Raw genomic sequence first — 20,597 nt, forward strand, 5'->3', positions numbered from 1 at the left:
CCGGCGACGCTGACAGAATGACCCGGTGCCAGACGTGGACCAGACCGAGCCTCCGCCGGCCGAGCCGGCCCAACAGCCGAAGACTCCCTGGTACCGGGACGGCAACAAACTCGCGCTGGCCGGCCTGATCGTCGCCGTCGTCGTCCTGCTGTTCGGAGACGACCTCGTGACCCGTGTCGGCGGCTGGTTCAAGGGCAGCCCGAGCCTCGAGGAACGCGTCCGCGACGCGATCGAGGAATGCCGGCAGGACGGGTTCGAGTGCAAGACGTCGAAGTCGATCGTCATCGCCAACGGCGCCGGCGAGCTGACCGCGGTCGGCGTCGACCTCGTCGACAAGAACCTGATGAACAGTTCGGCCGGATCGGCCGTCCTGGTCTTCGACAAGTCCGGCGGGTTGCGCTGGAAGTCACCGATCCAGTCGTTCCTGCCCGGCTACGGGCTGACCGCGCTGGACACCGACGTGACGAACCACCTCTTCGTCAGCTTCGCCGTCACCAACCACAGCGGCATCGCCTGGGTGATCGACCCGTCGGCGACGCCGGTGCAGACGTTCGGCACCGTCGGTGGGGCCGGCCTGGTGGTCGACGCCTACGAGGAGCCGAACTTCGCCGGGGTCCGCCGGCTGATCACCTACCGGGAAGGCTGGCCGGCCAACACCCGGAACCCGGCCACCAGTCGCGACGTGTTCGAGTGGAACGGTACGGCGTACGTCCACAAGGGCTGCGAGATCGTCGGGCCGATCGACCAGAACGGACGGCGCGAGGTGCTGCGTTCCATTCCGGCCGGATCCGCGACCTGCACCCGGCCGGTCAGGAAGTACTCGGTCGACCTCGACGGCGACCGGAAACCGACCGCGGATCCGCCCTGATCAGCGCGGGAGGACGAGGGTGTCGGTGAGGAGTTTGGCGGTCTTGCGGAGGGTGGCGGCCGACGAGGAGAGGTCGGCGGCCAGGGTGTAGGGGGTCAGCGCTTCGCCGGGGCCGACGAGGCGGTGGCGGTGGGCGAGCAGCCAGACGATCGCTCGCGGCCAGGTGGACAGGCGGGCCTTGGCCAGCAGGTCCGGGGCATCCCGGACCAGGCGCTCGGCGATGTCGAAGGCGTCCGGGGCGTACGTCGTCCCCAGGGTTTCGCCGGCCATCAGCCAGGCGTGCGGGGCCAGCACCGACAACGTCGCCGCCTGGGACTTGTCCAGTCCGCGCAGGTCCGGCTGCGGTGGTGAACCCAGGCCGGCCAGCGCCCGGTACGCGTCCTCGAGGTCGTTGGTGGTGTCGTCGAGGAAGACGCGTTCACCCGGGGTGGAACCGACCGGGTCGATCATCGCCGCGGCCTCGAGTGCCGGCGTCCACACATCCACCGCGTCGATCGCCTCGTCGATCACGTCGAGGGCCAACTGGGTCCGCTCCCCCGCGAACTCCAGCCACGCCTTCACCACCACCGGCACGGCCTCGAAGTAGGTGCTGTCGGCAAGCACCTTGCGGGGCAGCCAGTGCGCGAGGAAGAGCTCGACCAGTACGGCGCTGACCCGCAACGGACCGCCGACGGTGTGGTCCACCGCGTGGTCGATCCACAACCGGACGATGTCGGCGGCGTCAGCGGACAGGCCCGCGGCGAACCGGGAGTCGAGGAACTCGCCCACCAGTTGCTCGCGCTGCCGCGGTGACAGCAACGGCCGGACCGGTGGCCGGATCGGGCGCTCCGGCAACTGGGTCAGCCGGTTCACCAGCAGGGCGGAGAAGAATTCGAAGTCCTCCGTCACCGGCGGGTCGTCGAAGTCGTTGGTCTCGCCCAGTGCCTGCAGGATGATGCCGGCCGCGGTCGGCGGCCGGACCGTCCGGATGGTCACCCGGCCGCCGCGCTGGTACGCCTCCAGCACCCGGTCCACCGGTGGGCCGACGAAGACGTCCTTGACGATCGCGCCGAGGTTGTTGTCGATGAACACCACCACCGTGTGCGGATGGCGGTCGTCGTCGTAGTCGAGCACGACGCTCAGCCCGTCACCGGTGATGTCCTCCGACACGATCGCGCTGGTCAGCCGGAACCCGGCGATCCGGGTCACCCAGTCCGGCACCTCGGGCTCGGTACGCAACCGGGACAGGTGGGCGCGTTGCAGCGGCAACCGCCCGGCCGGACCGACCGTGCGGGCCAGACTCGTCAACAGGACAAAGGATTCCGGGTCGCGGCGCTCGCCGAGCACGCGGGCGGCGTCGGCCCAGAAGAACCGCTCCACCTCGCCGATCTCGTCCGGACGCCCGGCCGGCCACAACTGGTCGGCGAGCATCGCGGCCGACCGCGCCACCGACGCCTCCGCGATCACCGGATGCAGGGAACGGGGCGCGGCGGCCAGGTCGAGGGACAGTGTTTCCAGCAAGGTGTCCAGCACGGCGACACTCGGCGTGGTGTCGACGTCGACACCCGCCGGGGGGCGCTGGGTCGGGCCGGGGGTGGAACCGACCAGCCGCAGGTGGCTTGGTCGTCCGTTCCGGCCTCGTGGTGACTTGGTCACGTCCGCGACATTACCGTCCGGTCCCGGTCCGCCGCAGGCCCCTGCGCGCGTCCTGTGGATAAGTAGGTCGACACGCCGTCACCGCACGACTGCGGCCCGTGCATCGAGTAGCCCGGGCCGCAGACGACGTGCATCAGCCCTTCAGGGCCCCTGCCATCAGACCGCCGATGAACCAGCGGCCGAGCAGGATGTAGACCAGCAGGGTCGGGAACGAGGTGATCAGCGCACCCGCCATGCTGGCCGCGTAGTCGACCTTCTGCCCGCCGGACAGTGCGGCCAGTCCGAGCGTGACCGGACCGTTGTTCTGCTGGGTCAGGAACAGCGCGAACAGGAAGTCGTTCCAGACCGAGGTGAACTGCCAGATCAGCGTCACCACGAACCCGGAGATCGAGATCGGCAGGATGATCCGCGCGTAGGTCTGGATCAGACCGGCCCCGTCCACCCGGGCCGACTCGATGATCTCGTTCGGCACGATGGTGGCGTAGTAGTTCCGGAAGATCAGCGTGCAGATCGGGATGCCGTAGATGACGTGCGCGACGATCAGCGTCGGCACGCCGCGGGTCACGTCGAGCTCCTGGAACGTGGTCCGCAGCGGCAGCATCACCGCCTGGTAAGGGATGAACATCCCGAACAGGATGAACGCGAACACCAGGTTCGCGCCCGGGAACCGCCAGCGGGCCAGCACGAACCCGTTCGCGGAGCCGATCATCGACGAGATGATCGCGGCCGGGATCGCCAGCGACAGCGACCGGATCATGTACGGCTGCAGCACGTCCCACGCCTTGCGCCACGGCTCCAGCGTCCACGTCTCCGGCAACGACCACTGCGCGGCGGCGGTGGTGTCGGCGGCCGTCTTGAAGCTGGTGATCAGTACGACGTACACCGGGGTCAGCACGAACAGCAGGAAGAACAGCAGCAGCAGGTACTTCACCGTGCGGCTGGTCCGGGTCGTGCCGTCCGCGATGGCGCCGCGGCGCGGCTTCCGGCTGATCGCCGCGGCGGCCCTACCGGTGGCGGCCTCAGCCTCTACGGCGGTCATTCTTCGCTCTCCTGCCGGACGGTGTATGCGACGTACGGGATGACGAGGACGGCGACAACAGCCAGCAGGACGATCGCGATCGCGGCCGCCTTGGCCATGTCGTTGCGGAGCAACGTGTTCCACATGTAGACCGCCGGCACCTCGGTGCGGAACTGGTTCGGCCCGGTGATCGCGTAGATCAGGTCGAACAGCTTCAGCGACATGTGGCCGAGGATGATCAGCGCCGACAGCGCGATCGGCGACAGCTGCGGGAACAGCACGTGCCGGTACAGCTTGAACTCGCTCGCGCCGTCGACGCGGGCGGCCTCGCGCAGCTCCCCCGGAATGCCGCGGAATCCGGCCAGGAACAGCGCCATGATGTAGCCGGACAGCTGCCAGACCGCGGGCAGGGCGATGGACATCATCGTCGTCCATCGACTCCCCGCGGTCCACCAGGAGTTCTCCAGGAAGTTCAGGCCGACGATCGAGAACAGCCGGTTCAGGCCGCGCGCCTCGTCACCTTGCGACGGGTTCAGCAACCAGCTCCAGACCACCCCGGAGGCGATCATCGAGATCGCCATCGGGAACAGGAAGATCGACCGGAAGATCCCCTCGCCGGTGACGCCCTTCTCCAGCAGCAGCGCCCAGACCAGGCCGAAGATCAGCGTGCCCACGATGAACGCCACCGTGAGCACGCCGAGGTTCTTCAGCGAGTTGAGGAACCGGTCCTCGCCGAACAGGTTCGCGTAGTTCTCGAACCCGACGTAGTCGGCCGGGCCCCTGCGGGCCGTGTGCCGGTCGGTCAGCGAGGTGTTGAACGACCACGCGATCAACCCGTAGACGAAGTACCCGAGCAGCAGCACTGTCGGCAGCAGGACCAGGGCACCAGGTCCCCAGGTACGAATTCTCCCGTGCATGGTCAGCACTCCAGACCGGGGCCGGTCCGCAACTCGTCCGGCATCAGCTCTTCTTCATCGCGGTGCCGAGCGCCGCCTGCAGCTTGGCGACGTCCTGGCTGCCGCTGAACTGACTGATCGCGGACAGGATGTCGTTGTTCTGACCCAGCGAGCAGGCCGCGCCGTGCGCGCAGGACGGAACGATCTTGTCCTTCTTCCAGTCGGCCATCGCGGCCTGCTGGTACTTCGGGTAGTCCGCCGGTACGGCGTCCGACCGGGCCGGGATCGAGCCCTTCTTGGTGTTGAACGCCTTCTGGCCCTCGGCCGAGCCGACGACCTTCAGCCAGCACTTCGCACCGTCGGGGTTCTTCCCGTTCGTCGGCAGCGTGAAGGAGTCCGCCAGGTACTGGAAGTTGCCCGCCGTCCCCGGAGCCGGCCAGTAGGTGTACGCCGTGTCCGGGACCTTGTCGGCCAGCTGCTGCGCGGCGACCCAGTCACCCATCAGCGTGTAGCCGGCCTGGCCCTTGTTCACGTACTGCAGCGCGTCCGGCCAGTCGATCGCCTCGCGGTCGGCGTTGGTGTAGGACAGCAGCTTCTTGTACTTCTCGATTGCCGCGGTCACGTCGGCGCCGTCCCAGCCTTCGCCCTTCCAGAGGTTGGTGAACTTGTCCGGCCCGAGCTCGGCGAGCAGCACGGCCTCGACCAGCATCTCCTGCGCGAAGCCCTTGGAGATCGCCAGCGGAGCCTTCACCCCGGCGGCCTTCAGCTTGTCCATGTCGGCGATCCACGCGTCGACGGTGGCCGGCGCCTTGGTCGCGTCGAGGTTCGCCTTCTTCAGCACCGTCGGGTTGGCCCAGACGACGTTCGCCCGGTGCACGTTGGCCGGAATCGAGTAGATCTTGCCCTCGACGGTCAGGTTGTCGATCAGGCTCTGCGGGAACGCCTTGTCCAGGCCGAACTCCTGGTAGAGCCCGCTGACGTCGTCGACCTGACCGTTGTTGATGTAGTCGGCGAGCTCGGCGCCGGCGTGCGCCTGGAACGTGGACGGCGGGTTGCCCGAGGCGAGGTCGTTGGACAGCACCTGCTTCGCGTTCGAGCCGGCACCACCCGCGACCGCCGCGTTGACGAACTTGAAGTCCTTGCACTCGGTGTTGAACACCGAGACCAGCCCGTCCAGACCGGCCTTCTCACCACCGTCGGCCCACCAGGTGAAGACGGTGACGTCCTTGGTGGCCGCCGCGTCTCCACTTCCGCCGCCGTCGTCGCTGTTTCCGCAAGCGCTGACCGCGAGAAGACCCGCCGCACCCAGCACCGCGACGGTCCTGCTCAGACCACCACGCATGTTTTCACTCTCCGCTCAGCTCATGGAAGCCGCCTGTGACAACGATGCCCCCTTGACGGCCCAACTCTGGGCACGCCGCGCGCCGGGTGTCAACGTTCCGCGCAGGCGCGTTGCGCAGCCGTGACCCCCGGCGCGGTCAGCGTGTGAGAGCGCGCACATCCAGCCGCCTGGCGAGCCCTTCACGCAGTGACATTGCGCGTTTGTGACGGAACTACGCGGAACACGACGCACCTCGGCGCGGCCGCCTCGAACTCGTCGGGGGAATCGCTGGTGACCGCGCCGACGCGGACGAAGAACTGCACGCCATTCGGCACCTCGGCCGGGAACGCCCGCAGCACCGCTGCCTTCTCCGCCGGATCGGCGGCCTCCTCCAGCCGGACCCGGGCCGGTTTCCGCCCGGCGGAAAGCACACCCCAGCCGGCGGCCTGCGCATTCCGGACCCAGTCGGAGCTCGGCACCGGACTCACGACGTACCGCCCGCCGTCCACGGTCAGCGGTGACACGGGTGTCGCCCGCATCGCACCGCTGACCCGACCGGGCACCGACAGGACGTGGATCGTGCCGAGCGGCAGACCGGCGCGGGACAGGAGCTTGACCAGCCGGTTCACCGGCTTCAGCCAGCCGGGCAGTGGGGTGGTGACAGCCATCGCGAGACCTCCAAATTATTTCGACCGTCGAAACATTGGAGTCGATGGTAAATTGTTTCGAGTGTCGAAACAAATGCTGATCGCCGAGATCACCGCGGCGGTCGTGCGGTTCCAGAACGCGACCGACCGGGTGGACGCGGCGGCGGCCGAGGTGCTGGGAGTGAACCGGACCGACCTGCTGTGCATCGGGCTGCTGCTGCAGAACGGCGGCATGACCGCCGGCCGGCTCGCGGTCGAGGCGGGGCTGAGCCCGGCGGCGACGACGGCCGCGATCGAGCGGCTCGAGAGTTCCGGGTACGCCGTCCGCACCAAGGACGAGACCGATCGTCGCCGGGTGCTGGTCACCGCGACCCCGCTGGCGGAGGAGCGGATCGAGAAGTTGTACGGCCCGATCAGGCCCGCGGGTACGGCGCAACTGTCCCGCTACACCCGGACGGAGTTGGAGACGATCCACCGCTTCCTGGTCCAGGGAGAGGAACTCCAGGACCAGCAGGCGGAACGGATCCGCAATCAGAGCGTGAAGTAGCGACCGCGGCGGTGCACCAGGGCGGGGGTTTCGTCGGGGCCGAGTTCGACGTGGGCGATCTCGAGCTGGACCTGGAGTGCCCAGCCGACCTCGGGCGGCTCGGTGGAGACCAGCGTGCAGCCGGCCCAGGTGCTGACACCGACCGGCGCCGGCCCCCAGGAGGTGTCGGTCCAGTCGATCATCCGGAACGGGCCGCCCGGCGCGGGCGCGACGTACCCGAAGGCGTCGGCGAGTTGCCGGTGCGGCGCCCCGAGCAGGGAGACCACCGCGGTCCTTGCCTCCCGCAACGTTTCCCAGAGGTCCGAGTCGGGGTCGATCAACCCGATCACCGCGCCGGGTTCGCCGTCGGCCACCAGCATCGACGACACGGTCAGGCCCGCGCGTTTCCCGTCGTACGTCGTGGTCCAGAGCCCGACCGGCGACGGCAGCCGCCCACGCAACCGCCGCACCGGACTCCGCTCCGACTCAGGCGGCAGAAACGGGTGATCACCGTGGATGGTCATGGGGCCTCCCGGCCTGGACTGAGGAGCGCAGGGAGCGAAGCGACCGGAGCGACGAGGGAAGGCCGGGAGCCAAAGCCCCATGACCCGCCGGCGCCGGAGGCCCGGCCATATGCATCGTCATACCCCGCACGGTACTTACCCTGTTGTTACCCGGGGCGGGAGGGTGAAGCGGTCGATGGGGTGGGCGAGGAGGCCGCTGGAGCTCCGGACCGACTGGACCTCACCGGCGGGCCCGAAGGTGAAGCGGTACGACTCGCCGTACGCGCCGTAGCCGGAACCGCCGGTGACCCGCAGGGAGTCGCCGTCGGCCTCGAGGGAGATCGGCTCGGCGGCGGGATCCTCGGAGGTCGGATCCAGTGCGTAGAGCCGGCCGCCGAGCACGACGATGTCGCTGACGCCCCACAGGTTCGCATAGCGGCCGGTGAACCGGGTGAGATCCGCCGTCGGACCGCGCTCCTCCGACGCAGCCAGGTCGAGGAGCTTGAACAACCCCTCGGCGAGTTGCTGCGCGGGCCCGTCGATCGCGTTGGTCAGCACCGACACGGCGATACCGGCGGATCCGTCGACCAGCGACCGGGTGATGTGGCCGGGGTAGCCGCCGCCGTGCCCGAAGAGTTGCCGCTCGCCGACCTTCGCGATCTGCAGGCCGAGCCCGTACTTCGGCCAGTCCTTGTCACCGGTCTGCCACAACGGGTGCTGCATCTGCCGCTTCGACCCGTCGGTCAGCAGCCGCGCGTCGCCGGGAAGATGGGCGGAGAAGTAGCTGACCAGGTCCCGCGCGTTGCCGTAGAACCCGGTCGCCGACGCCAGCGCCCGGGTGTCGACGTGATCGATCGGGACCCGCTCCTCGGCGTACGCCAGCGAGCTGTAGCCGGCGGCGTACTCCGAGATCCGGGCCGGATCGAGCTCCGGACCCAGATCGGTCAGGCCGAGTTTCTCGACGATCTCCGTACGGACGTGGTCGTTGTACGAACTGCCGGTGACGGCCTCGACGACCAGGCCGAGCAGGCCGTAGCCGATGTTCGTGTATTTGAACCGCTCGTTGTCCTCGATGATCGCGGACTCCGGCGATCGCAGGACCGCGAACAGCTTCTCGCGATCCGGGAACGGCTGCGCGAGCTGCCAGAAGTCCGCCTCCGCGCTGTCGCGAGTCACGCCGCCGGCGTGACTCAGCAGGTCCCGCAGGGTGAGCTCGCCGAGCGGCGTGCCGACGAGTTCGGTCACGTGCATGCCGGCCTTGTCGTCCAGCCGCAGCCGTCCTTGTTCGACCAGTTGCAGCACGGCCGTCGCCGTGAACGTCTTGGAGTGCGAGGCGATCCGGAACAGGTGCTGTTCGGTCAGCGGTTCGGCGGTCTCGAGGTCGGCCAGCCCGAAGGCCGCCGAGAACACCACCGAACCTTCGGCGTACACGGCCGCCTGGACGCCGGGGACCCGCAGATAGCGCTGGTTGAACGCAAGCCAGCTGCGGTAATAGGTCAGGACTTCCTGCAGTGACTCACGATCAGACATGACGCCTAGACTGAATGACGCGGAAGCGACTCGCAACGTAAGCGCCGTCGGTGTATGTCGCGTTGGCGGCAGGATTCGCGCCGGTGCCGTGGAAATCGCTGAAAGCAGCCGATTGATTCACGAACACCTGACCGGTCAGGTTCTCCGACAACGCGACGCCCGCGTCGAGGGCGGCGTCGCGCGCCGCATCCAGGATCTTGGCGTCGGTCGAGTAGATCCCGGCGGTCATCGCGCCGCCTTCCGCGGCGGTCTTGCGGAACAGATCGATCGACTCCGCGGTGTCGGCGGTCCGCACCAGGAACGACACCGGCCCGAAGCACTCCCGGCCGTACACCTGGTCGTCCTTGGCGTCGATCGCGACCAGCAGCGGCGTCCGCACCACCGCGTCCGGGAAGGCCGGGTGCTGGATCGCCCGCGACTCCAGGACGACCTCGCCGTACTCCGGGGCCAGCTCGAGCCGGCTGATCACGGCCTGGTTCACGATGCCGCCGAGGATCTCGACCGCGCGGGCGTCGTCGCCGAGCAACTTGCCGATCGCGGCGGCGATCCCGGCGCCGACCTCGTCGAACGACTTGTGCCCCTCGTCGGTCTCGATCCCGCCGGCCGGGACGAAGATGTTCTGGGTGGTCGTGCACATCTGGCCGGAGTACAGCGACAGCGTGAACGCGAGGTTCCCGCACAGCGCCTTGAACGCGTCGGTCGAGTCGACGACGACGGCGTTCACCCCGGCCTTCTCGGTGTACACGGTCGCCTGGGTCGCGTTCTGCTCGAGCCACTCGCCGAACTCGCTGCTGCCGGTGAAGTCGATCAGCTTCACCTCCGGCCGGGTCGCCAGCGGCTTGGCCAGACCGTCACCGGCCCGCTCGGCGGCCAGCGTCACCAGGTTCGGGTCGAAGCCGGCCTCGCCGAGCACCTCGCGGCACACCTGGACGGTGATCGCCAGCGGCAGGACGGCGAGCGGGTGCGGCTTCACCACGACGGCGTTGCCGGTGACCAGGGATGCGAACAGGCCGGGCCAGGAGTTCCAGGTCGGGAACGTGTTGCACCCGATCACCAGCGCGACTCCCCGACCGGTGACGGTGAACGTCTTCTCCATCCGGATCGGGTCCCCCTTGGCCGGCTTCTCCCAGGTCGCCTCGGCCGGGTAGCGGTTCATCTCCTCGTACGCGTACGCCACCGACTCCAGCGCCCGGTCCAGCGCGTGCGCGCCACCGGCCTGGAACGCCATCACGAACGCCTGCCCACTGGTGTGCTGCACCGCGTTGGCCAACTCGAACACCCGCTTGTGCAGCCGGTCGAGGATCTCCAGCACCACCCCGGTCCGGCCGTCGACCCCGGCCGCACGCCACTCCGTCATGCCCTTGCGGGCAGCCGCCAGCAACTCGTCCAGCCCGTCCTCGACCACCCGGGGGTAGGCGATGTCGAGCTCGAGCCCGTACGGCGAGTGCTCGCTGACGACAGTGCCCCGCGACCCCGGTGTCTCGAGCGGGAACGTCGTACCGAGGTAGCGCTCGAAGGCCGCCTTGCCGTCGGCGGCCGCGGTCTCGCCGTACACCCGCGGGCTGGGCGACTCGGGGAAGGCGGAGTGGTAGCCCCGGCTGCGGATCGCCTGCACGGCGTCGTCGAGGCGCTCACGATGGGTCGCCAGCCAGTCGTTCATCGGTCCTCCAAGCTCGGGATCTACCTCTGTGATGTTACAGTCGATGCCGCGACCGGCGATAGGGTGTCACAAGCCTTCTTCTCGATGGGGCACACACGTATGGGTGACGAACTGGCGGCCCGGGTGGCGGCCAAGATGTGGGCGGAGGACACCGCCAGCGCCGGCCTGGGGATGCGGCTGGCCGAGGTCGGCGAGGGATTCGCCCGGATCGAGATGCCGGTCCGCGAGGACATGGTGAACGGGCACGGTATCGCGCATGGTGGATTCGTGTTCACCCTGGCCGACTCCGCGTTCGCGTTCGCGTGCAACTCCCGCAACCGGGTCACCGTCGCGCAGACCTGCGACATCGTCTTCGTCGCCCCCGCCAAGCGCGGCGACCTGCTCGTCGCGGAGGCCAGGGAGCGGACGTCCTACGGCCGGAACGCGATCTACGACGTGACGGTCCGGCGCGGTGACGAGGTCATCGCCGAGTTCCGCGGCCGCAGCCGCCAACTGTCCGGCACCATCCTTCCGGAGGAACTGCCATGACTCGTGAGGCATTCGTGGTGGACGGCGTACGTACGCCGATCGGCCGGTACGGCGGAGCGCTCGCCGCGGTCCGGCCGGACGACCTGGCGGCACATGCGGTCTCGGCATTGCTCGCCCGGCATTCCATCGACCCTGCGTCGATCGACGACGTCATCCTCGGCTGCGCGAACCAGGCCGGTGAGGACAACCGGAACGTGGCCCGGATGGCGGTGCTGCTGGCCGGGCTCCCCGACTCGGTGCCCGGTACGACGATCAACCGGCTGTGCGGGTCCGGCCTGGACGCGGTCGCGTCGGCGGCCCGGTCGATCATTGCCGGGGACAACGACATCGTCGTCGCGGGCGGCGTCGAGTCGATGTCGCGGGCGCCCTTCGTGATGCCGAAGGCAACGACCGCGTTCTCCCGGCAGGCCGAGATCTTCGACACCACGATCGGCTGGCGGTTCGTGAACCCGGTGCTGCGGCAGCAGTACGGGATCGACTCGATGCCGGAGACGGCCGAGAACGTCGCCGAGGACTTCGCCGTCTCCCGCGAGGATCAGGACCTGTTCGCACTGCGGAGCCAGCAGCGTGCGGCCAAGGCACAGGCGAACGGGCGACTGGCCGAGGAGATCGTGCCGGTCCCGATCCCGGGGAAGCGTGGCACGGTGACGGTCGTGGACGTCGACGAACATCCCCGTGAAACGTCGCTCGAAGCGCTGGCCGGGTTGAAGACGCCGTTCCGCTCGCCGGGCACCGTCACCGCGGGGAACGCGTCGGGCGTCAACGACGGCGCGGCCGCGCTGCTGGTGATGAGCGGCGAGGCGGTCGAGCGACTCGGCGTCACTCCCCTCGCCCGGATCGTCGGTACGGCGGCGGCCGGAGTGCCGCCCCGGATCATGGGCATCGGCCCGGCGCCCGCGACCCGCAAACTGCTGGACCGCACCGGCGTCGCCCTGGCCGACATCGGCGTGATCGAACTCAACGAGGCCTTCGCCTCCCAGTCCCTCGCCGTACTGCGCGAACTCGGCCTCCCCGACGACGCCGAGCACGTGAACCCGAACGGCGGCGCCATCGCCCTCGGCCACCCGCTCGGGATGTCGGGCGCCCGCCTCGCTCTCACCGCCGCCTTGGAGCTTCGCCATCGCGACGCCGGGTACGCGCTGGCCACCATGTGCATCGGCGTGGGCCAGGGCATCGCGACCCTGTTCGCCCGACCCTGACCGGGAGGTCTTGTGATGCTCGGCGAGCCGTGTCCCGAGGAGCTTCGTGACGACGGCGAGCGGCTGTCCGTGGACGAGCTGCGGTCCCGCCAGTTGTCGTTGCTTCAGTCAACGATCAGAACGGCGTACCGGAACGTCCCGCATTACCGGGCGGCCCTCGATGCTGTCGGGATTGCGCCGGACGACCTGAAGTCGCTCGACGACCTGAGCCGGCTGCCGTTCACCGGGAAGGCCGAGCTGCGGGACAACTATCCGTTCGGGATGTTCGCCGTACCGCGGTCGGAGGTCGTGCGGGTGCACGCGTCCTCGGGTACGACGGGACGCCCGACCGTGGTCGGGTACACCCGCCGCGACCTGGACAACTGGGCCGACCTTATGGCCAGGTCGATCCGGGCAGCCGGCGGACGGCCGGGGGACGTGTGCCATGTTGCCTACGGCTACGGGTTGTTCACCGGCGGACTGGGCGCGCACTACGGCGCCGAGCGGCTCGGGTGCACCGTCGTACCGGTGTCGGGCGGGATGACCGAGCGGCAGGTCGACCTGATCCGCGACTTCGGCGCCCGGATCATCATGGTCACCCCGTCGTACTTCCTCGCCATCGTGGACGAGCTGGAGGCGCGCGGGCTCGACCCGCACGACACCTCGTTGCGGATCGGGATCTTCGGAGCGGAGCCGTGGACCGAGCAGATGCGGGCCGAGATCGAGCAGCGGACCGGGATCCACGCGGTCGACATCTACGGGCTGTCCGAAGTGATGGGCCCGGGTGTCGCCCAGGAGTGCGTCGAGATCAAGGACGGCCTGCACATCTGGGAGGACCACTTCTACCCTGAGATCATCGACCCGGTCACCGGCGACGTACTGCCCGACGGCTCAGTCGGCGAACTGGTCCTGACCACACTGACCAAGGAAGCCCTTCCGGTACTGCGCTACCGCACCCGGGACCTCACCAGGTTGCTGCCGGGCACGGCACGGCCCGGCATGCGCCGGATGGAGAAGATCACCGGCCGCACCGACGACATGATGATCGTCCGCGGCGTCAACGTCTTCCCCAGCCAGATCGAAGAACAGATCCTGCTGGTCGAAGGCCTGACCCCGCACTACCTCTGCATCCTCACCCGCCCAGGGCGCCTCGACGAACTCACCGTCCAGGTCGAAGCCGCCCCCACCCTCACCGACCACGATTCCGCCGCGGCCCACCTGACCCGCCGCATCAAAGACCACATCGGCATCACCGCAACCGTCGACGTCGTCGCTCCCCACACCCTCGAACGCTCCCTCGGCAAAGCCAAACGCATCAAGGACAACCGAGCCGGCTGAGCGCCGCACGGTACACCAGCGTGCCGGGTAACCCAGTCGGGCATCGCTTCCACGCTGGTGGAAATCGGGTTTCGTAGCCGGCGTCGCGTCGGTAGGGTGCTGGTGCCGGTGGGATCGACACCCCCGGCGGCGGAGAGGAGGTGAGCGCGATGTCGAGTCAGACCGTCGTGCTGCCCGTCCGCCGTACCCGCGGCTGAGAACGGGTGGCTCCACACACCAGGAGCTTTCGAATGACCGAAGTACACCGTCCGCCGCTGACCGCCGACGAGCGCACGCAGTTGACCGGATGGCTCGACCTGCAACGTTCCTTCGTCCGGATGAAGTGCGAAGGGCTGAGCGAAGAAGATGCCCACCGCAAGGTTCTGCCCACCTCACCGCTGATGACCGTGGCGGGCGTGGTGGCACACCTGCGGTGGGTCGAGTACTCGTGGTTCCAGCTCAGCCTCCTCGGTGTCCCCGACACCGGCCAGACCCCCTGGACCGAGGGCGGCCACCCGGACGCCGAGATGTTCGTCGACGACGTACCGCTGGCCCAACTGCTCGACGAGTACCACGCCGAGTGCGCGCTCTCCGACGCGGCGATCGCCGATCTCCCGCTGGACGCCGTCGAACAGGGGGTCCCGGCGGAGAAGGCGGCGTCGTTGCGCTACATCCTCTGCCACATGATCGAGGAGACCGCACGCCACGTCGGCCACCTCGACATCATCCGGGAACTCGTCGACGGAGCCACCGGCTACCAGCGGATGAACTGACACCACGCGGGCACCGGATGGTCTTCGCCGGGCGGGGACCGTCCGGTGCGCAAAGCCCGGCGACAGTGACGCCGAGGGGTGGATAGGATGTCCGGCATCTGGCACGGGGTAGCGACAAGAGGTGTGATGAGGGAACCCTCCGTACGCCGTTATTCCGGGCGGTCAGTCGAGGAGTGGAAGGCTGCACGGCGCGAGCGGTTGCTGGCCGCGGCGCTGGAGTTGTTCGGGACCGAAGGTTATCCCGCGACGTCGGTGGAACGCCTGTGCACACAGGCGAAAGTGTCCACCCGGCACTTCTACCACGAGTTCCAGAACAAGGAGGCCGTGCTGCTCGCGGTGCACGCGCAGGTGATCGAACTGGCGGTGCGCAGCACCGGCGACGCACTGCGCGCGACCGTGGACCGGCCGGTGCGGGAGCGGATCGAGGCGGCGGTCGGCAGCTACCTGCGCACGATCATGGCCGACCTGCGCCGGGCCCGGATCTCGTTCGTCGAAGTGGTCGGGACCAGTCCGGCGGTCGAGGAGCAGCGGATCGCGTTCCGGGAGCTGATGATCTCGAGCGTGAAGGACCTCGGCGACACCGCGGTCGCCCGCGGCGAGATCAAGACCAAGGACTTCCGGTTCCTCGGGTTGTGCTTCTTCGGCGCGGTCAACACCGTCGTCTACGACTGGATGCTGGCCGACCCGCGGCCGCCCGAGCAGACCGTGCAGCAGGCGTTGGGTGACCTGGCCGTCCAGCTCATGACGAGCTGAACCGCGCGCGTCATGACGAGCTGAAGCGCTTGCGGAGTTCGGCGATCGCCTCGTCCCGGGTCAACGAGGCGCCGGCGTCGTACGCCTGCTCGAAGGTCTCCGCGCCGAGCGACTCTCGCAACCGGTCGAAGGTAGAGCGGACGTCGGCGCCGGGAATGCTGCGCATACCGCGCATGGCCGCCGCCAGTCCCAGCAGCCGGGCGGCCGGCTCGTGATCGCCCGCCAGCAGGTCCACCTCGGCGGCGCCCTCGACGATGAGCGCGGTGAGCGGCATGTCCTCGGTGGTCAGGCCGAGCTCCATCGCCGTGCGGTTGTAGCCGACCGCCTCCTCGAGCTCGCCGCGCGCGACGCTCACCCGGCTCAGCTGCGACAGCATCATCGCCTGACCGTGCGGCGCCATCCGTTCGGCCTCGAGGTCGAGCATCGAGTACGCGAGCTCGGCCAGTTCCTTGGCCTCGTCGAGCTTTCCGGTCCGCAGCGCGATCCGCGACATCCCGGCGTACGCCATCCCCTGGCCGCTGCGCGAACCGGTCTCCTCGGCCAGTTGCATCGCGCGCTGCAGATCGGCCCGCGCGCCGTCCAGGTCGCCCAGCTCGACCCGGCTCATCGCGCTCTGACCGAGGGTCTGCGGTACGCCGTCCGTCGTACCGAGCTCCTGCAGCAGGTCGAGCGCCTCGGCGAGCGATGCGAGTACGGCCTCGTGCTCACCCTTGTTGCTCTGGAAACTGGCGAGCCCACGCAAGGCCAGCGAGGTTCCCCAGCGGTCGCCGAGTGCCCGGAATCCGTCGAGTGCGACGGCCAGGTCGGCGGCCATCTCGTCGACGTAGCCGTCGTTCTCGCGGAACATCGCGGTCATCATCACGCCCATGTTCCGGGTCCACGGATCGTCGTGCCTCCGGGCCGCCTCGAGCTCGCGGAAGCATGCGGCCCTGTCCCGGCGGATCGCCGCCCACATCGCGTTGGTGAACAGGCCGACGCCGGAGGTCGCGACCTGCTCGTGCCGCCGGCTCAGCCACCGAACCTCGGCCAGCCCCCGCACCGCCCGTGGGAACGCCTCGTCCGGATCCTCACCGGTCGACAGGATGCCGAGCGAGAGCAGCATCAGCGCCGACGCCCGGTCGGCCGGTGAACTCGGCCCCGGTACGGCGAGCGCGGCCTGCATCCAGTTGACGCCCTCGGCCGGGCGACCGCACATGTTCCAGTACTCGCCGAGGGCCGCGACGAGTTCGACCGCCGTACCGGCCGAGCCGCTGTCGATCGCGGTCCGCAAGGCGTCCAGCAGGTTCTCGTTGTCCGCGTTCAGCCGGGCGATCCAGTGGATCTGCTCGGCGCTGCGCAGCTTCGGCCGGGCCTGCCGGAGGAGCCGGCTGAAGTACGCGGTGTGCGCTTGGCGGAAGCGCTCGTGCTCACCCGCTGCCTTCAGCTGCTCGGCGCCGTACGCGCGAACCGTCTCGAGCATGCGGTAGCGCACCGACCTGTCGTCGGCCGCGGCCTCGACGAGCGATTTGTCGACAAGGGACGCCAGTACGCCGAGCACGGACTCCGACGGAAGGTCGTCGTCACTGCAGACCTGCTCGGCGGCCTCCAGCGTCGCGCCGCCGGAGAACAGCGAAAGCCGCCGCGCGACGGCCTGCTCGTCCGGGTCGAGCAGCTCCCAACTCCACTCCACGACCGCCCGCAACGTCTGGTGCCGGGGCAGCGCGGTTCGCGAACCGCTGGTGAGCAAGCGGAACCGGTCCGCCAACCGGTCGACGATCTGCGACGGTGTCAGCGCCCGCAGCCGTGCGGCCGCCAACTCGATCGCCAGCGGCATCCCGTCCAGCCGACGGCAGATCTCCGCGACCGCCGCGCGGTTGGCGTCGTTGAGCGCGAAGTCGGGTCGTACGGCGCGCGCCCGGTCGACGAACAGCTGCACGGCCGGGTACTGGTCGTCGGTGTCGTCCTCGGGCGGCAGGCCCAGCGGCCCGACCGGGTGCAGGTGCTCACCCGGGATGCTCAGCGGCTCGCGGCTGGTCGTGAGAACCCGGAGCCGCGGACAGGCCGCGAGCAACGAGTCGACCAGGCCGGCGACCTCCTGGATCAGATGCTCGCAGTTGTCGAGGACGAGCAGGATCCGGCGGTCCGCGATGACCTCGACGAGTCGCGCGGTCGCGGCCCGGCTGGTCGGGAAGTGCTTCGGTGCGAGCGACGTACGGAGATCGTCGACGTACTCGCTGGCGCCGAGCGCGGACAGCACCGTCGGTGCGACATCGGCCGCGTCGCCGAGTGGCGCGAGTTCGACGAACCAGATGCCGTCACCACTCTGGTCCACCAGCGCCCGGCCGGTCTCGGTGGCCAACCTGGTCTTGCCGGCGCCGCCTGGGCCGACCATCGTCACCAGGCGAGTCCCGTCGCTCAGCAGCCGCGCCAGCTCGGCCACGTCCTCACGCCGCCCGACGAAACTGGTCAGTGGGGCGCGCAGGTTGTGCCGCGGCATCGGGGAGGCCGCCGGCACGACGGCCGTGGCCGCGGGCGGATCCACCGATTCTCCGCGCAGTACGGCGAGGTGCAGGTCACGGAGCCGGGTCCCTGGATCAGTGCCGAGCTCGTAGCCGAGGGTCTCCCGGACTCGCTCGTACGCCGCCAAGGCCTCGGCTTGGCGGCCATCGGCGTACAGGGCCCTGATCAGGAGCTCGTGCAGGCGCTCGCGGAGCGGGTGTGCTGCGGCGAGGCGCTCGAGCTCGGCGATCAGCTCGCGGCCGTGTCCGCAGCTGACGGCTGCCTCGGCGAGGTGCTCGGTGGCGGCGAGCCTGAGCTCCGCCAAACGGTCGGCCTCGATCGCGGCGAACGGCAGATCGCGGAGGTCGGCGAGGGCGTCTCCGCGCCACAGCCTGTCCGCCTGGGTGAGCAGGGTCCACGCCTTCTCCGGATCCGAGCCGATCAGGCCGCGTCCCCGCCGTACCAGATCCTCGAACTGGAGGGCGTCGACGCAGTCCGGAGCGATGGTGAGCGTGTAGCCGGCCGGACCGGACCGGACCGAGATGCTCGACTCGGTGACGGGCAGACCGGCGCGCAGGCGGGAGACCAGGGACTGCAGGGCGTTCGCACTCGGGGCCTCGCTGCCCCACAGACCGTCCACCAGGGTCTCGACGCTCACCGGCTTCCCCGCGCTCAGCGCGAGCCTGGCGAGCAGTCCGCGCAGCCGGACGCCGCGGACGTCCAGCGGAGTCCCGTCGGCCGCCCACATCGCGAGAGGCCCAAGCACCGCTATGCGCACCCGCCCAGCCTTGCACATCCGTCTGTCCGAATACCCCTGCCTTTTGTCCCCTCCTTCACCTAAGGTCGGCAGTCGTGACCGATATCGCCGCGCAGACCCAGACAGCTCTCACCAGGATCGTCGCCGAACGGCAGGCCAAGGGACGTGTTCCCGGGGTGGTGGCCGCCGTCGCCCGGGCCGGGTCGCTGGTTTGGTCGACCGGGGTCGGATCGGCCGACCTGGACAACCCGGGCGTCCCGCCGACCGCCGACTCGCAGTTCCTGATCGCCTCGCAGAGCAAGACGCTGACCGCGGTCGCGATCATGGCGCTGCGCGACGAGGGCAAGCTCAGCCTCGACGACACGGTCGAGCAGCTGATCCCGGAGAGCAAGCACGAAGGCATCACCGTGCGGCAGATGCTCAGCCACGCCAGCGGCATGCAGCGCGAACCCGTCGGTGACGTCTGGGACGTGATGAAGTTCCCGGACCGCGAGGAGCTGGTGGCCGGCTGGAACGCCGCCGAACGGGTCGGCAAGCCGCATCACCGGTTCCACTACTCGAACCTGGTCTACTCGATGCTCGGCGAGATCGTCGCCCGGCTCGACGGCCGGCCCTGGTACGACGCGATCAAGGCCCGCATCCTCGATCCGCTGGAGATGCGCCGTACGACGGTCGGCATGGACGGCGGACCGGCGGCCGTCGGTTACTACGTGCCGCCGTTCTCCGACGTACCGGTGCGTGAGCAGTTGCTCGACATCGGCTCGATGGACGCCTGCGGCGGGCTGGCGAGTACGGCGGAGGACCTGGCGAAGTGGGCGATGTTCGTCGCGGACCCGGTCGACGAGGTGCTGTCGAAGGACACCCTGGAGGAGATGTGCCAGGTCCAGATCATGGCCGACATGGACCGCTGGCAGCTCGCGTTCGGCCTCGGCTTCATGTTGCTGCGGCGCGGTGACCGCATCTTCGTCGGCCACGACGGCGGCATGCCGGGTCACATCACGTCGACCTTCGTGCACCGGCCCTCCGGTACGGCCGGCATCGCCCTGCAGAGCTCCACCTCCGCACCGGCACCCGGCGCCCTCGCCACCGACCTCATCATCAAGGTCCTCGAGGACGACCCGCTGGCCGAGGAGCCGTGGGTCCCGGGCACCGCGGTCCCGCCGGAACTGCAGGGTGTGCTGGGGACCTGGTTCTCCGAAGGCAGCCCGTTCGTGTTCTCCGTCAAGAACGGCCGGCTCCAGGCCAAGTCCCCCGCAGCCGCCGAACACCTCGCTCCCGCGGTCTTCACCCGCGTCTCCGACGACGTCTACCGCACCATCTCGGGCCGCGAGACCGGCGAACTCCTCCGCATCACCCGCGCCCCCGACGGCACCCCCACAAAGTTGCACTGGGCAACCTACCTCTGCACCCGCCAGCCCCTGGCCTTCGGCGAGCACCTGCGCTGAGTCCTCGGTTGCCGGAGGACGGATCATCGGCTAACCTTTGAGCATCCCCCCAGTTGCTTCGGTGGCTGGGTGCGAGGCCCCACTTCGGTGGGGCTTCTGCTTTTTCACCAGTCTTCGGGCTTGTGAATGATCGACCCCGCGGCATCCACAACCTTCTGGGGGAACTGGCTGGCGCCGAGAACGCCAGGCCGGATCTGCTTGGCGAATGTCGGCCGGCAACGAAGCAGGCGCTGACTCGGTACCGGCTGAGGGTTGAGTAGTCCGACCACCTTGCCCAACTCGTGCCGGACGATCCGGATCGGCTCGGTGAGATCCGAGTCGTTGCTCACGACGGCAAAGGCGTCGGCGTCGTTCCGAAAGGCGTCCACCAGCAAGTACGTCGCCAGATTGACGTCGGAACCCTTTTCCTCTGTCTTGATCACCTCGACTGTCCGCGGTCCGACGGCAGGCGGGTTGGCCAGGAGCATCCGGGTCGGCTTGGTGAGGAAGCTGCCGTAGTGCACTTCGACCCTCGGCAGCGTGCCGAGGGCGCGGAGGTACGCCTGCTGCCGAACCGGCGCCTGCGGGTTCCCCGGACGCTCTTTGACATGGGCGGTGAAGTACCGGATCCGCTGTACGTCGAACCGGCGCAGCAACAGGTCGCACATCGTCTCGAGGTTCAGCCACTTGTACGGCCGCCCCTTGAGGCAGCCGTAGTACAGATTGAAGCCGTCGATGTACACGTTGATCCGCACCGCACCAGGCTAGTCATCTGGTCGCGGCAC

At 69.1% G+C, this 20,597-nt stretch carries 18 protein-coding genes; 8 read left to right on the forward strand and 10 right to left on the reverse strand.

The window, feature by feature from the left end:
- The first annotated feature begins 25 nt into the window (after positions 1-25).
- Positions 26-868, forward strand: a complete 843-nt coding sequence (locus tag ACYVOK_RS05315) for a hypothetical protein (RefSeq protein WP_460661095.1) — start codon at positions 26-28, stop codon at positions 866-868.
- Here the strand turns inward: ACYVOK_RS05315 and ACYVOK_RS05320 are convergent, their stop codons facing one another.
- The 5 genes from ACYVOK_RS05320 to ACYVOK_RS05340 all read right to left on the reverse strand — a co-directional run bounded on the left by ACYVOK_RS05320 (position 869) and on the right by ACYVOK_RS05340 (position 6,406).
- Positions 869-2,503: a hypothetical protein gene (locus ACYVOK_RS05320; protein ID WP_460661096.1), complete on the reverse strand. Its 1,635-nt coding sequence runs from the start codon at positions 2,501-2,503 to the stop codon at positions 869-871.
- 133 nt (positions 2,504-2,636) lie between these two features.
- A complete protein-coding gene (locus ACYVOK_RS05325; protein ID WP_460661097.1) occupies positions 2,637-3,542 on the reverse strand; it encodes a carbohydrate ABC transporter permease in 906 nt (301 codons plus the stop codon).
- Positions 3,539-4,438, reverse strand: coding sequence for a carbohydrate ABC transporter permease (locus tag ACYVOK_RS05330; protein WP_460661098.1), 900 nt, complete (start codon positions 4,436-4,438; stop codon positions 3,539-3,541). The genes ACYVOK_RS05325 and ACYVOK_RS05330 overlap by 4 nt, the downstream gene beginning before the upstream one ends.
- Before the next feature lie 43 nt (positions 4,439-4,481).
- Positions 4,482-5,759 carry an ABC transporter substrate-binding protein gene (locus ACYVOK_RS05335; RefSeq protein WP_460661099.1) on the reverse strand — a complete coding sequence of 426 codons (1,278 nt, stop codon included), beginning with the start codon at positions 5,757-5,759 and terminating at the stop codon, positions 4,482-4,484.
- A gap of 179 nt (positions 5,760-5,938) precedes the next feature.
- Positions 5,939-6,406, reverse strand: coding sequence for a PNPOx family protein (locus ACYVOK_RS05340; RefSeq protein WP_460661100.1), 468 nt, complete (start codon positions 6,404-6,406; stop codon positions 5,939-5,941).
- 61 nt (positions 6,407-6,467) lie between these two features.
- Here ACYVOK_RS05340 and ACYVOK_RS05345 point away from each other — a divergent pair, with 61 nt between their 5' ends.
- A complete protein-coding gene (locus tag ACYVOK_RS05345) occupies positions 6,468-6,932 on the forward strand; it encodes a MarR family winged helix-turn-helix transcriptional regulator (RefSeq protein ID WP_460661101.1) in 465 nt (154 codons plus the stop codon).
- On the opposite strand, the gene ACYVOK_RS05350 is transcribed toward ACYVOK_RS05345, so the two are convergent.
- The 3 genes from ACYVOK_RS05350 to paaN form a co-directional block, all read right to left on the reverse strand.
- Positions 6,917-7,435, reverse strand: coding sequence for a flavin reductase family protein (locus tag ACYVOK_RS05350; RefSeq protein WP_460661102.1), 519 nt, complete (start codon positions 7,433-7,435; stop codon positions 6,917-6,919). The genes ACYVOK_RS05345 and ACYVOK_RS05350 overlap by 16 nt on opposite strands.
- 135 nt (positions 7,436-7,570) lie before the next feature.
- On the reverse strand, positions 7,571-8,944 hold the full coding sequence (locus ACYVOK_RS05355) for a serine hydrolase domain-containing protein (protein ID WP_460661103.1): 1,374 nt from the start codon (positions 8,942-8,944) through the stop codon (positions 7,571-7,573).
- Positions 8,937-10,604 (reverse strand): phenylacetic acid degradation protein PaaN, encoded by a 1,668-nt coding sequence (gene paaN, locus ACYVOK_RS05360; RefSeq protein ID WP_460661104.1) that lies wholly within the window; start codon positions 10,602-10,604, stop codon positions 8,937-8,939. Before paaN ends, ACYVOK_RS05355 begins: the two co-directional genes overlap by 8 nt.
- Before the next feature lie 84 nt (positions 10,605-10,688).
- Here paaN and paaI point away from each other — a divergent pair, with 84 nt between their 5' ends.
- The 5 genes from paaI to ACYVOK_RS05385 all read left to right on the forward strand — a co-directional run bounded on the left by paaI (position 10,689) and on the right by ACYVOK_RS05385 (position 15,153).
- Entirely contained in the window at positions 10,689-11,132 is a 444-nt protein-coding gene (gene paaI, locus ACYVOK_RS05365) for a hydroxyphenylacetyl-CoA thioesterase PaaI (protein ID WP_460661105.1), read from the forward strand.
- Positions 11,129-12,331 carry a 3-oxoadipyl-CoA thiolase gene (gene pcaF, locus ACYVOK_RS05370; protein WP_460661106.1) on the forward strand — a complete coding sequence of 401 codons (1,203 nt, stop codon included), beginning with the start codon at positions 11,129-11,131 and terminating at the stop codon, positions 12,329-12,331. Before paaI ends, pcaF begins: the two co-directional genes overlap by 4 nt.
- A 15-nt stretch (positions 12,332-12,346) precedes the next feature.
- The gene (paaK, locus tag ACYVOK_RS05375) at positions 12,347-13,648 is read left to right on the forward strand and encodes a phenylacetate--CoA ligase PaaK (protein ID WP_460661107.1); all 1,302 of its coding nucleotides are present in this window, start codon (positions 12,347-12,349) and stop codon (positions 13,646-13,648) included.
- A gap of 230 nt (positions 13,649-13,878) precedes the next feature.
- Entirely contained in the window at positions 13,879-14,400 is a 522-nt protein-coding gene (locus ACYVOK_RS05380) for a DinB family protein (protein ID WP_460661108.1), read from the forward strand.
- Positions 14,401-14,526: 126 nt separating this feature from the next.
- On the forward strand, positions 14,527-15,153 hold the full coding sequence (locus ACYVOK_RS05385) for a TetR/AcrR family transcriptional regulator (protein WP_460661109.1): 627 nt from the start codon (positions 14,527-14,529) through the stop codon (positions 15,151-15,153).
- A 10-nt stretch (positions 15,154-15,163) separates the two neighbouring features.
- Here ACYVOK_RS05385 and ACYVOK_RS05390 read toward each other — a convergent pair whose 3' ends face one another.
- Positions 15,164-18,397 carry an AfsR/SARP family transcriptional regulator gene (locus tag ACYVOK_RS05390; RefSeq protein WP_460661110.1) on the reverse strand — a complete coding sequence of 1,078 codons (3,234 nt, stop codon included), beginning with the start codon at positions 18,395-18,397 and terminating at the stop codon, positions 15,164-15,166.
- 86 nt (positions 18,398-18,483) lie between these two features.
- Between ACYVOK_RS05390 and ACYVOK_RS05395 the strand changes: the two genes are divergently transcribed.
- On the forward strand, positions 18,484-19,833 hold the full coding sequence (locus ACYVOK_RS05395; RefSeq protein ID WP_460661111.1) for a serine hydrolase domain-containing protein: 1,350 nt from the start codon (positions 18,484-18,486) through the stop codon (positions 19,831-19,833).
- Between the two features lie 104 nt (positions 19,834-19,937).
- Here the strand turns inward: ACYVOK_RS05395 and ACYVOK_RS05400 are convergent, their stop codons facing one another.
- The gene (locus tag ACYVOK_RS05400) at positions 19,938-20,567 is read right to left on the reverse strand and encodes an NYN domain-containing protein (RefSeq protein ID WP_460661112.1); all 630 of its coding nucleotides are present in this window, start codon (positions 20,565-20,567) and stop codon (positions 19,938-19,940) included.
- Between the last annotated feature and the right edge of the window lie 30 nt (positions 20,568-20,597).

It is taken from the genome of Kribbella swartbergensis, from assembly GCF_054784135.1.